The following is a 13069-nucleotide window of genomic DNA, read 5'->3' as shown; positions in this document are numbered from 1 at the left end:
AAGGGGGATTGCCGTGAGCGAGCACTACTACACGGCGTCGCCGCAAAGCGACGAGGAGCGGAAGAAAATCCAGGCTGTCCTGCGCGACACGCGTTTTGTGTTTTGGACGGCCGCCAGCGTCTTCTCCCGTGAGTATGTCGACTACGGTTCCCGCCTGCTCATTGAAACGCTCGATGTCCCGCCGGGTGCCCGCGTGCTCGATGTTGGCTGCGGATATGGGCCGATCGGCATCGCCATTGCCAAAACGGTAGCCGATGTCCGGGTGGACATGGTCGACATCAATGAGCGGGCCGTGGCGCTGGCACAGGAAAACGCCGCCGCCAACGGCGTGGCCGACCGCGTGCGCGTTTTTATTAGCGATGGGTATGCCCGGGTGGATGGCGTCTATGACGTCATCGTGACCAACCCGCCCATCCGTGCGGGGAAGGACGTCGTGTATGCCATCTTTGCGGGAGCGAAGGAGCACCTGGTGCCGGGGGGCAGCCTGTGGGTGGTGATCCATAAGAAACAAGGCGCCCCGAGCGCGGAGCGCAAGCTGGCCGAGCTATACGACACCGTGGAACGGGTGGCGCGGAAGAAGGGGTATCATGTGTTTCGCGTGACACGGGGGGCGTGACGTTTCGGAGTGCGCGTGTCAACTCACATAAAAACCTAACCGAAGTGAAACCGATCCCTCACGTAAAAACCTAACCGAATACTCTTGGCAAGAGGCTCCCTCAGGTAGGAAAATGGAGTTGAGGTCTACCCGACCTCAAGAGGTTCTTGGTTAGGTGGCTCGGGGGAGGGAGCCCAAGGACCCCGAGCCACGATTTTTTCGAGCTCATCATGAAGATCGAGCGGGTTGAGCGTTTCAAACTGAGCCTTGAGCACGTGTTCCATCTCCGGTTTTAAGGCGCCGCTTTCGATCAGGCGTTGGAAAGGCGTGCGGGCTTGGTCGAAGCGTTTGCGAATGCGCTTGCCTTCGTAGGATTTTTCGACGACCTTGCGGGTGGGCAAAAAGAGATTGGCGTAGGGGTCGAGGAGGGCATAGACGGCGTTGAGCCACTCCACAGCCTCTGGGGTGTCGTAGCGGGCATAGCCCACGATCTCGCGAACGAACTGGCGGTTTTTCTGTTCGACATGGGGGTTGTCGTTTTTGCGGTAGGGACGGCTGCGCATAAACGCAATCCCCTTTTGCCTGCAGAAACGGAGGAGATGATGGTTCAAGAACTCGGAACCGTTATCGCTGTGGAGGGTATGGACAGCTGTAGGCCACTGCGAGAGGATGGATTCCAAGGCAGCGAAGACGGCTTTTTGGCTTTTGCCGAGGATGGCCTGGCGGCGGCTGTAGCCGGTGACCATGTCGGTAACCGACAAGGTGCAGGCGAACTGGCCGGACGAGTCGCCGCCATTGTGTTCGACGAGATCGATTTCCAGGGCGCCGGGGCGGGATTCGTTCCAAGGGAGCCGGCCTGCAGGGATGTCCCTTTTCAAGCGATTGGTGGGTTTGGGGCGCATAAAGCGTCTGGGTTTGGGCGAATCGAATTCCTTCAGGCGCCGAGCGAGCGTAGATCGGCTGATTTGGGCGAGTTGCTGGCGGATGAGCGAGGTTAAGCGAAGTTTTCCATGGCGTTCTAAATGCTCGGCAGTCGGCAGGAGGACCGGATGGAGGCGTTCGGCACAAGGGTAGTCAAGGGCTTCCCAAACGGTTCGGATGACAGGGAGCGCTTCTTGATACCGCTTGGGCCGTTTGCGCCGGATCTGTTTGGGTTTCCACTCCGGGCCGTTGAGAACCTGGATAGCGTACTTGCGGTGATACCCCAGCACGCGCGTGACTTCATCGAGAATGCGCGACTTTTCTTTTCGGGACGAGGCTTTGGCATACCATTTCCGGATTTGTGTAAGGTATTCGCGACGGCTTTGGAGAGACATGGTCACGTCACATCCCCCTCGGTAAGATTTCGATGTGAGTGATCCAGTCTCCCTTCGGTTAGATTTTAGCTGAGCGATTGCGGTGCGTTGACATTTGATTTTTGCTATGATATCGTTATAAAATGCGAAATGAAAGAACGGGATGGCGTGGTGAACAGGACGTGAACGGATCGCAGGCGATCGGAGAGGTGGAAACGAGCCGGCTCGACAGACAGGCTCTGCCGTTTTTCTTTTTCCGGGCCTGCTCGTGAAGGGGTCCGACGCGTCCTGTTTTTTGTTTTACGGCCAGATTCCGTGACGAGGGGTGAAGGAGTTGGCTGGTCACCTGATCCAATGTGGACGCCACCGCGTACGCCGTTCCTATGCGCGCATCAAAGAGGTACTCGAACTCCCCAACCTCATCGAGGTCCAGTTGAAGTCGTACCGCTGGTTCCTTGACGAGGGGCTGCGGGAGCTCCTCCGTGACATCTCCCCCATTACCGATTTTACGGGGAATCTCGTTCTCGAGTTCCTCGACTATAGCCTCGGCGAGCCGAAGTACACCGTCGAGGAAGCCAAAGAGCGCGACGTGACGTACGCGGCACCGCTCCGCGTGAAAGTGCGCCTGATCAACAAGGAGACGGGCGAGGTCAAAGAGCAGGAAGTGTTCATGGGCGACTTCCCGCTGATGACCGAGACCGGGACCTTCATCATCAACGGAGCCGAGCGGGTCATCGTCAGCCAGCTCGTTCGTTCGCCCAGTGTGTATTTTAGCAAAAAGGTCGACAAAAACGGCAAACCGATGTACACCGCCACCGTCATCCCGAACCGTGGCGCGTGGTTGGAGCTTGAGACGGACGCCAAGGATGTTGTCTACGTGCGCATTGACCGGACGCGGAAGATTCCCGTCACGGTGCTGCTGCGCGCCCTTGGCTTCAGCACCGACGCCGAGATTCTCGACCTTCTCGGCGACGACGAGTACGTGCGCAACACGCTGGAGAAGGACAACACCGATTCGACGGAAAAAGCGTTGATCGAAATCTACGAGCGCCTGCGCCCCGGCGAGCCGCCGACGCTGGAGAACGCGAGGAACCTTCTCATCTCCCGCTTCTTTGATCCCAAGCGCTACGATCTGGCCGCCGTGGGCCGGTACAAGATCAACAAGAAGCTGCACCTGAAGGAGCGCCTGTTTAACCAGCGTCTGGCCGAGCCAATCGTCGATCCCGAAACGGGCGAGATCGTCGCCGAGGCGGGCCAAGTGATCGACCGCCGCCTTCTTGACAAGATTCTGCCGTACCTGGAAAAGGGGGCCGGCGTGTTTGAGGCCCGGCCGCGGGGCGGCATCATCGACGGCGACACGGTGCGGCTGCAGGCCGTGCGCATCTTTGCCCCGGATGACGACGGCAAGGTGATCAAGGTCATCTCCAACGCCGGGGTGGACAAAAACGTCAAACACATCACCACGGCGGACATCGTGGCCGCGATCAGCTACTTCTTCAACCTGATGCACGGCGTGGGCAACATCGACGACATCGACCACCTGGGCAACCGCCGCCTGCGCTCGGTGGGCGAGCTCCTGCAGAACCAGTTCCGCATCGGGCTGTCGCGCATGGAACGCGTCGTCCGCGAGCGGATGTCGATCCAGGATATCAATGCCGTCACCCCGCAGGCGCTGATCAACATCCGCCCGGTGATCGCGGCGATCAAGGAGTTCTTCGGCTCGAGCCAGCTGTCCCAGTTCATGGACCAGACCAACCCGCTGGCCGAGCTCACCCACAAGCGCCGCCTGTCGGCCCTCGGTCCCGGCGGCTTGACGCGGGAGCGGGCCGGTTTTGAGGTGCGCGACGTGCACCATTCCCACTATGGTCGGATGTGCCCGATTGAGACGCCGGAAGGGCCGAACATCGGGCTGATCAACTCCCTGTGCACCTACGCGCGGGTGAACGAGTACGGATTCATCGAGACGCCGTACCGCAAAGTGGATCCCGAGACGGGCCGCGTGACCGACGAGATCGTGTACCTGACGGCGGACGAAGAGGACAACTACGTGATTGCCCAGGCCAACGCGCCGCTCGACGAGGAGGGGCGCTTTGCCACCGAGCAGGTCGTCTGCCGGTATAAGGGCGAGATCGTCACCCTGCCGCGCGAGCGCGTCGACTTCATGGACGTGTCGCCGAAGCAGATCGTCTCCGTGGCCACGGCGCTCATCCCGTTCCTCGAGAACGACGACGCCAACCGCGCCTTGATGGGGTCGAACATGCAGCGCCAGGCCGTGCCGCTTTTGGTGCCCGAGGCACCGATTATCGGCACAGGGTTGGAGTACAAGGCGGCCAAGGACTCGGGCGCGGTGGTCGTGGCCAAGCACGACGGGATCGTCGAGCGCGTAACGGCTGACGAGATCTGGGTGCGCCGCGTGGCCGTGATCGACGGCAAGGAAGTGAAGGGCGATCTCGACGTTTATCGCCTGCAGAAATTTGAGCGCTCCAACCAGGGAACGTGCATCAACCAGCGGCCCATCGTGCGCAAGGGTGATCGCGTCCAGGCGGGCGAGGTGATCGCCGACGGGCCGTCGACGGACAAAGGGGAGCTGGCCCTCGGCCGCAACGTCCTCGTTGCCTTCATGACGTGGGAAGGGTACAACTACGAGGACGCCATCCTGCTCAGCGAGCGCCTGGTGAAAGAGGACGTCTACACCTCGATCCACATCGAGGAGTACGAGTGCGAGGCGCGCGACACCAAGCTGGGGCCGGAAGAGATTACGCGCGACATCCCCAACGTCGGCGAGGACGCCCTGAAGAACCTCGACGAGCGGGGCATCATCCGCATCGGTGCAGAGATCAAGGACGGCGACATCCTCGTCGGCAAGGTGACGCCGAAGGGCGTGACCGAGCTGACGGCGGAAGAGCGGCTGCTTCACGCCATCTTCGGCGAAAAGGCCCGCGAGGTGCGCGACACGTCGCTGCGCGTGCCCCACGGCGGGTCGGGCATTGTCGTCGACGTCAAGGTGTTCACGCGTGAAAACGGCGACGAGCTGCCCCCGGGCGTCAACCAGCTGGTGCGCGTCTACGTGGCCCAGAAGCGGAAGATCTCTGAGGGCGACAAGATGGCCGGGCGCCACGGGAACAAGGGGGTCATCGCCCGCATCCTGCCGGAGGAAGACATGCCCTTCCTGCCCGACGGGACGCCGGTGGACATCGTCCTCAACCCGCTGGGCGTGCCGTCGCGGATGAACGTCGGGCAGATTCTGGAGACGCACCTCGGCATTGCGGCGAAAACCCTCGGCATCCACGTGGCCACGCCGGTTTTCGACGGGGCCAACGAGGAAGATGTCTGGAATGCCCTGGAGGAGGCCGGCCTGGAGCGCGACGGCAAGACGGTGCTGTACGACGGCCGCACCGGCGAACCCTTTGACAACCGGGTGACTGTTGGCGTGATCTACATGCTGAAGCTGGCTCACCTGGTTGACGACAAGATCCACGCCCGCTCCACGGGGCCGTACTCCCTCGTCACGCAGCAGCCGCTGGGCGGCAAGGCGCAGTTCGGCGGCCAGCGCTTTGGCGAGATGGAGGTGTGGGCCCTCGAGGCGTACGGCGCGGCGTATACCCTGCAGGAGATCCTCACCGTCAAGTCGGACGACGTCGTCGGCCGCGTGAAGACCTACGAGGCCATCGTCAAGGGCGAGAACGTTCCCGAGCCGGGCGTGCCCGAATCCTTCAAGGTGTTGATCAAGGAGCTGCAGTCCTTGGCCCTCGACGTGAAGATCCTGACCAAGGACGAGCAGGAGATCGAAATGCGCGAGATCGACGAGGAGGAAGAGCCTGCACCGGAGAAGCTCAGCCTGACCCTGGAACCGACGAAAGCCGGCGGCAAATCGTAAGGAGGGTTGCCCGTGCTGGACGTCAACAACTTCGAGACCATCAAAATTGGCCTCGCCTCTCCGGAGAAGATTCGCTCCTGGTCGTACGGCGAAGTGAAGAAACCGGAGACGATCAACTACCGCACCCTCAAGCCGGAGAAAGACGGGCTGTTCTGCGAGCGCATTTTCGGGCCGACGAAGGACTGGGAGTGCCATTGCGGCAAGTATCGCCGCGTGCGCTACAAGGGCGTCATCTGCGACCGTTGCGGCGTCGAAGTGACGCGCTCTAAAGTGCGCCGGGAGCGGATGGGCCACATCGAGCTGGCCGCTCCCGTCTCCCATATCTGGTTCCTGAAGGGCATTCCCAGCCGCATGGGGCTCGTTCTCGACATGTCGCCGCGCGCCCTTGAGGAAGTCATCTACTTTGCCTCCTACGTGGTAACCGATCCGGGCGACACGCCGCTGGAGAAGAAGCAGCTTCTGTCGGAGAAGGAGTACCGCGCCTATCGCGAGAAGTACGGAAATGCCTTCCAGGCGGGCATGGGCGCCGAGGCGATTAAGAAACTTCTCGCCGAGATCGATCTCGACAAGGAAATTGAGAAGCTGAAGGAGGAGTTGCGCTCGGCCCAGGGGCAGCGGCGCAACCGCATCATCAAGCGTCTGGAGGTTCTTGAGGCCTTCCGCTCGTCGGGCAACCGCCCCGAGTGGATGATCCTCGAGGTGCTGCCGGTCATCCCGCCGGAGCTGCGGCCGATGGTGCAGCTCGACGGGGGCCGCTTTGCCACCTCTGACCTGAACGACCTGTACCGCCGGGTGATCAACCGCAACAACCGCCTGAAGCGGCTCCTCGAGCTGGGCGCGCCGGACATCATCGTCCAGAACGAGAAGCGCATGCTCCAGGAGGCGGTGGACGCCCTCATCGACAACGGCCGCCGCGGCCGCCCCGTCACCGGCCCCGGCAACCGGCCGCTCAAATCCCTCAGCCACATGCTGAAGGGCAAGCAGGGGCGCTTCCGCCAGAACCTGCTCGGCAAGCGCGTCGACTACTCCGGCCGCTCGGTGATCGTCGTCGGGCCGCAGCTGAAGATGTACCAGTGCGGCCTCCCCAAGGAGATGGCCCTCGAGCTGTTCAAGCCTTTCGTGATGAAGGAGCTGGTGGCCAAGGGCCTGGCCCACAACATCAAGTCGGCCAAGCGCAAGGTGGAGCGCGTCCAGCCGGAAGTGTGGGACGTGCTGGAAGAAGTGATCAAGGAGCACCCCGTCCTCCTCAACCGTGCGCCAACGCTGCACCGTCTCGGGATCCAGGCCTTCGAGCCGGTGCTCGTCGAGGGACGGGCCATCAAACTCCACCCGCTGGTGTGCACGGCGTACAATGCCGACTTTGACGGCGACCAGATGGCCGTCCACGTGCCGCTGTCGGCCGAGGCCCAGGCCGAAGCGCGCATTCTCATGCTGGCCACCAACAACATCCTCAACCCGAAGGACGGCAAGCCGGTCGTCACGCCGACCCAGGACATGGTCCTCGGCACCTACTACCTGACGATCGAGAAGGAAGGGGCCAAGGGCGAGGGCAAGGTCTTTGCCTCGGCCGACGAGGCCATCCACGCCTACCAGATGGGCCATATCTCCCTCCACGCCAAGATCGCTGTGCCGGCCAAGCGGCTGAAGAAGGCCAAGGAGACCTTCACCGACCGGCAGTGGGAGGCCCTCATGGTCACCACCGTCGGGAAGATCATCTTCAATGAGATCTTCCCGCCGGAGTTTCCGTTCATCAACACGCCGACGGAGGAAAACCTCAAGCGTGGCGTGCCCGATGAATACTTCATCTTCGACAAGGGTGTCGACGTCCGCGAGTTCGTGAAGAAGATCGAGGACCGCGGCGCGATCAAGAAGAAGTTCCTCGGCACGATCATCCACGAGGTGTTCCGCCGCTTCGGCACAACGCGGACGGCCGAAATCCTCGACAAGATCAAGGAGCTTGGCTTCGCCTATTCGACGAAGGCGGGGATCACCATCGCGATCTCCGACATCATTGTTCCGGAGGAGAAGAAGACCCTCCTCGCCGAGGCCGAGCAGCGCGTCGAGACGGTGATGCGCCAGTACCGCCGCGGCCTGATCACGGAGGACGAGCGCTACGACAAGGTCATCTCCATCTGGAGCGAGACGAAGGAGAAGGTGACCGAAGCGCTCATGGCCTCCCTTGACAAATTCAACTCCATCTACATGATGGCCAACTCCGGGGCGCGCGGGAGCGTGGCGCAGATCACCCAGCTGGCCGGGATGCGCGGGCTCATGGCCAACCCGTCGGGGCGGATCATCGAGGTGCCGATCAAGTCCAACTTCCGCGAAGGGCTGACCGTGCTCGAGTTCTTCATCTCCACCCACGGCGCGCGGAAGGGGCTGGCCGACACGGCGCTGCGGACGGCCGACTCCGGGTACCTGACCCGCCGCCTGGTGGACGTGGCCCAGGACGTCATCGTCCGGGAAGAGGATTGCGGCACCGACCGTGGCTTTGTTGTCACCGACATCCGCGACGGCGGCGAAGTGATCGAGATGCTCTACGACCGCATCGTCGGCCGCTACAGCTTCGAGACGATCCGTCATCCGGAAACGGGTGAGGTGATCGTCCGTCGCAACGAGATGATCGACGAGGATATCGCCGACAAGATCGTCAAGGCGGGCATCGACAAGGTGGTTATCCGCTCGGTGCTCAACTGCCGCACGCCGCACGGGGTGTGCCAGAAGTGCTACGGCCGCAACCTGGCTACGGGGCAGCCGGTGGAGATCGGGGAGGCCGTGGGGATTATCGCCGCCCAGTCCATCGGCGAGCCGGGGACGCAGCTGACGATGCGCACGTTCCATACCGGCGGCGTGGCCGGCGAGGACATCACCCAAGGTCTGCCGCGCGTGCAGGAGCTGTTTGAAGCGCGCAACCCGAAGGGGCAGGCCACGATCACCGAGATCGACGGCGAAGTGGTCGACATCCGCGAGGTGAAGGATCGCCGCGAGGTGGAGATCAAGGGCGAAGCGGAGACCAAGGTGTACAATATCCCCTACGGCGCCCGCCTCAAGGTGACGGAAGGGCAGAAGGTGGAGGCCGGCGACGAGCTGACAGAAGGGCCGGTGGATCCGAAGGAGATCCTCAAGGTCAAGGGCCTGAGCGCGGTGCAGAACTACCTGCTGCAGGAAGTGCAGCGGGTCTACCGCATGCAGGGCGTGGAGATCAACGACAAGCACATCGAGGTCATGATCCGGCAGATGCTGCGCAAGGTGCGCATCACCGACGCCGGCGACACCAACCTTCTGCCGGGTTCTTACGTCGACATTCACGAGTTTGAGGCGGAGAACAAGAAGGTGTTCCAGGAAGGCGGCATGCCGGCCGTGGCGCGTCCCGTTCTCCTCGGCATTACGAAGGCCTCTCTGGAGACGGAATCGTTCCTGTCGGCGGCCTCCTTCCAGGAGACGACGCGCGTGCTCACCGACGCGGCGATCAAGGGCAAGCGCGACGAGCTCCTCGGGCTCAAGGAGAACGTGATCATCGGCAAGCTGATCCCGGCCGGGACGGGCATGGCCCGCTACCGGAACGTGAAGATCAAGACTGTTGCCGACACGTCGACCGACGCGTCCCAACGGGAGAACGAGGCGAACAAGGAGCCGGTGGCCGCCGAATAACGTGCGGTCGTTGGGAGCGCGGCATTGCGCTACCGCGCTCCCGGCTTCGCTTGCTTGACAGGGATGGGGACGCCGTGTTACGATAGCTGGTGTGCCTAGAACCTGTTTGCTTGGGGGATGACCGCATGTCGTACGAGAAGGTCAGACAGGCCAAGGCCGTGACCGTGGGCACCAAGCAGACGAGGAAGGCCATCGAAAAGGGCGAGGCGCTCGAGGTCTTTGTGGCTACCGACGCCGAGTCGCACGTGACGGAACCGATCATCGCCCTGTGCAAGCTGAAGGGGATTCCGGTGCGTTACGTGGACTCGATGCGTGCGCTCGGTGAGGCCTGTGGCATCGACGTAGGTGCGGCTGCGGTCGCCATCATAAAGGAACGGTGAGCGGTTTTGCCGGGGCGAGCTCGCCTCGCTCCGGCAAAGCTTTTCGTTTCCTTTGTGATGATCCGCCTGGAACTGTGGGCTTGTGACGGTCCGTTCGAGGGCCCATTCTGGAAGGAGGTGCAGTCATGCCGACGATCAACCAGTTGGTGCGCAAGGGGCGCCAGAAGAAGATTGAAAAGTCCAAGTCGCCGGCGCTGCAATACGGGTACAACAGCTTCCGCAAGCAGCTCATCCCCCTGCCGTCTCCGCAAAAGCGCGGCGTGTGCACCCGCGTGGGGACGATGACGCCGAAGAAGCCGAACTCGGCGCTGCGGAAGTACGCCCGTGTACGGCTCAGCAACGGCATCGAAGTGACGGCGTACATTCCCGGCGAAGGCCATAACCTGCAGGAACACAGTGTTGTGCTGGTGCGCGGGGGCCGTGTGAAGGACCTGCCGGGTGTGCGCTACCACATTGTGCGCGGCGCGCTGGACGCGGCCGGCGTGCAAAACCGCAAGCAAGGCCGCTCCAAGTACGGCACCAAGCGTCCGAAAGAGAGCAAGAAGTGACGGCTGGTAGACAGTTGATCCGCTAGAAAAGGAGGGGAAGGGTTATGCCTCGCAGAGGTCCGGTACCCCGTCGCGACGTCGACCCCGATCCGATTTACAACAGCAAGCTGGTGACGAAGCTGATCAACAAGCTGATGATTGACGGGAAGAAGTCGAAGGCGCAGAAAATCCTGTACGAGGCCTTTGAGATTGTTCGCCAGCGCACGGGGAAAGACCCCATGGAAGTGTTTGAGCAGGCCCTCAAGAACGTCATGCCCGTCCTGGAGGTTCGGGCACGTCGTGTTGGCGGTGCCAACTACCAAGTGCCGATGGAAGTCCGCCCGGAGCGCCGCGTGTCGCTCGGTCTGCGCTGGCTCGTGCAGTATGCGCGCCTGCGCAACGAGAAGACAATGCAGGAGCGCTTGGCGGGTGAGATCCTCGACGCGGCGAACAACACGGGCGGCGCGGTGAAGAAGCGCGAGGACACGCACAAGATGGCCGAAGCGAACCGCGCGTTCGCCCATTACCGCTGGTAACGGCGTCTGGATCCTAACCGCGAGAAAGGAGCTATACCCATGGGCCGACCATTCCCGTTGGAGAAGACGCGCAACATCGGCATCATGGCGCACATTGACGCCGGGAAGACGACGACGACCGAGCGGATCCTCTACTACACCGGCCGCGTGCACAAGATCGGCGAAACGCACGAGGGTGCGGCGACGATGGACTGGATGGAGCAGGAGCAGGAGCGCGGGATTACGATTACGTCCGCCGCGACGACCTGCCAGTGGAAGGGCCATCGCATCAACATCATCGACACGCCCGGGCACGTCGACTTCACGGTGGAAGTGGAGCGTTCGTTGCGCGTGCTGGACGGGGCGATCGGCGTCTTCTGCGCCAAGGGCGGGGTGGAGCCCCAGTCCGAAACGGTGTGGCGCCAAGCCGATAAGTACGGCGTTCCCCGGATCGCCTACGTCAACAAGATGGACATTGTCGGCGCCGATTTCTTCCGCGCCGTCGAGCAAATGCGCGAACGCCTGAACGCCAATGCCGTGCCGATTCAGCTGCCGATCGGTAAGGAGGACACCTTCGAGGCGATCATCGACCTCATCGAGATGAAGGCCATCTACTGGCTCGACGAACTCGGCCGCCAGTACGAGATCCGGGAGATCCCCGATGAATACAAGGAGCAGGCCGAGGAATGGCGCAACAAGCTCCTTGAGGCGGTGGCCGAGCTCGACGATGAGCTGATGATGAAGTACCTCGAAGGGGAAGAGATCACCGTCGAGGAGATCAAGCGGGCGCTGCGCAAAGGGGTGTGCGAGGTCAAGATCACCCCGGTGCTGTGCGGTTCCTCCTACCGCAACAAGGGCGTGCAGCTGCTCCTTGATGCGGTGGTCGACTACCTGCCGTCGCCGCTGGATATCCCGCCGGTGAAGGGCGTGCTGCCGGATTCCGAGCAGGAAGCGGTCCGCAAGGCCGACGACAACGAACCCTTCGCGGCGCTGGCCTTCAAGATCATGACCGACCCGTATGTCGGGAAACTCACCTTCTTCCGGGTGTATTCCGGTGTGCTCAACGCCGGTTCCTACGTGCTGAACGCCACGAAGGGCAAGCGTGAGCGGATCGGCCGCATCCTGCAGATGCACGCCAACCATCGCGAGGAGATCTCGGCTGTGTACGCCGGGGACATCGCCGCTGCGGTGGGCCTGAAGGACACCACCACCGGCGACACGCTGTGCGACGAGAAAAACCCGATTATCCTCGAGTCGATGGAGTTCCCGGAGCCGGTGATCTCCGTGGCCATCGAGCCCAAGACCAAGGCCGACCAGGACAAGATGGCCACCGCGCTGGGGCGTCTGGCCGAGGAAGACCCGACCTTCCGCTTCTACACCGACGAGGAGACGGGACAGACGATCATCGCCGGGATGGGCGAGCTGCACCTGGAGATCATCGTCGACCGCTTGCAGCGGGAGTTCAAGGTCGAGGCCAACGTCGGCAAGCCGCAGGTTGCCTACAAGGAGACCTTTACCCAGTCGGCCAAGTGTGAAGGGAAGTTCATTCGCCAGACGGGTGGCCGCGGGCAGTACGGGCACGTGTGGATCGAATTCGAGCCGCTGCCGCGCGGGTCGGGCTTCGTTTTCGAAAACAAGATCGTCGGCGGTGTCGTGCCGAAGGAATACGTGCCGGCCGTTCAGGCGGGTCTCGAGGAGGCCATGCAGAACGGCGTGCTGGCCGGCTACCCGATCATCGACATCAAGGCCACCCTCTTCGACGGGTCGTACCACGAGGTCGACTCCTCGGAGATGGCCTTCAAGATCGCCGCTTCCCAGGCCCTGAAAGCGGCGAAGGACAAGTGCGCGCCGGTGCTCTTGGAGCCAGTGATGAAGGTGGAAGTGGTGGTTCCCGAGGAGTACATGGGCGATGTCATCGGCGACATCAACGCCCGCCGCGGTCGCGTGGAGGGTATGGAGCCGCGCGGCAACGCTCAGGTGATTCGTGCCATGGTGCCGCTGGCCGAGATGTTCGGCTATGCCACGGCGCTGCGCTCCAAGACCCAGGGTCGCGGCACGTACACGATGATCTTCGACCACTACGAGGAAGTGCCGAAGAACATCGCCGACCAAATCATCAACAACCGGGCGAAGTAACCCTATTTCCCTCTTTTCTGTCACCCGCGAAAGGGATACAATGAGGGTGGTTTGAACCACCCTCGTCCCCCTCTTCAAATCACAACCAATCAC

At 62.3% G+C, this 13069-nt stretch carries 8 protein-coding genes; 7 read left to right on the top strand and 1 reads right to left on the bottom strand.

The genetic code is table 11. The annotated features are described in order from the left end of the window. Positions 1-13 precede the first annotated feature (13 nt). Positions 14-616 carry a class I SAM-dependent methyltransferase gene (locus ACYQ0Z_RS03900; RefSeq protein ID WP_459864552.1) on the top strand — a complete coding sequence of 201 codons (603 nt, stop codon included), beginning with the start codon at positions 14-16 and terminating at the stop codon, positions 614-616. Positions 617-741: 125 nt separating this feature from the next. Here the strand turns inward: ACYQ0Z_RS03900 and ACYQ0Z_RS03895 are convergent, their stop codons facing one another. Further along, positions 742-1911 (bottom strand): DDE-type integrase/transposase/recombinase, encoded by a 1170-nt coding sequence (locus tag ACYQ0Z_RS03895; RefSeq protein WP_459863705.1) that lies wholly within the window; start codon positions 1909-1911, stop codon positions 742-744. A gap of 313 nt (positions 1912-2224) precedes the next feature. On the opposite strand from ACYQ0Z_RS03895, the gene rpoB reads away from it, so the two are divergent. The 6 genes from rpoB to fusA all read left to right on the top strand — a co-directional run bounded on the left by rpoB (position 2225) and on the right by fusA (position 12976). Further along, positions 2225-5767 carry a DNA-directed RNA polymerase subunit beta gene (gene rpoB / locus ACYQ0Z_RS03890; RefSeq protein WP_459865129.1) on the top strand — a complete coding sequence of 1181 codons (3543 nt, stop codon included), beginning with the start codon at positions 2225-2227 and terminating at the stop codon, positions 5765-5767. Positions 5768-5779: 12 nt separating this feature from the next. Next, positions 5780-9418 carry a DNA-directed RNA polymerase subunit beta' gene (rpoC, locus tag ACYQ0Z_RS03885; RefSeq protein ID WP_459864550.1) on the top strand — a complete coding sequence of 1213 codons (3639 nt, stop codon included), beginning with the start codon at positions 5780-5782 and terminating at the stop codon, positions 9416-9418. Positions 9419-9543: 125 nt separating this feature from the next. After that, on the top strand, positions 9544-9798 hold the full coding sequence (locus tag ACYQ0Z_RS03880; RefSeq protein ID WP_459864548.1) for a 50S ribosomal protein L7ae-like protein: 255 nt from the start codon (positions 9544-9546) through the stop codon (positions 9796-9798). A gap of 125 nt (positions 9799-9923) precedes the next feature. Beyond that, the gene (rpsL, locus tag ACYQ0Z_RS03875; protein ID WP_459864546.1) at positions 9924-10346 is read left to right on the top strand and encodes a 30S ribosomal protein S12; all 423 of its coding nucleotides are present in this window, start codon (positions 9924-9926) and stop codon (positions 10344-10346) included. Between the two features lie 44 nt (positions 10347-10390). Further along, a complete protein-coding gene (rpsG, locus tag ACYQ0Z_RS03870; protein ID WP_459864545.1) occupies positions 10391-10861 on the top strand; it encodes a 30S ribosomal protein S7 in 471 nt (156 codons plus the stop codon). A 39-nt stretch (positions 10862-10900) separates the two neighbouring features. Continuing rightward, positions 10901-12976: an elongation factor G gene (gene fusA, locus ACYQ0Z_RS03865; RefSeq protein ID WP_459864543.1), complete on the top strand. Its 2076-nt coding sequence runs from the start codon at positions 10901-10903 to the stop codon at positions 12974-12976. Positions 12977-13069 lie beyond the last annotated feature (93 nt).

Source organism: Calditerricola yamamurae (assembly GCF_054654135.1).
Note: the sequence above shows the minus strand (reverse complement) of the source record. Positions and strands in the feature narration are given on the sequence as shown.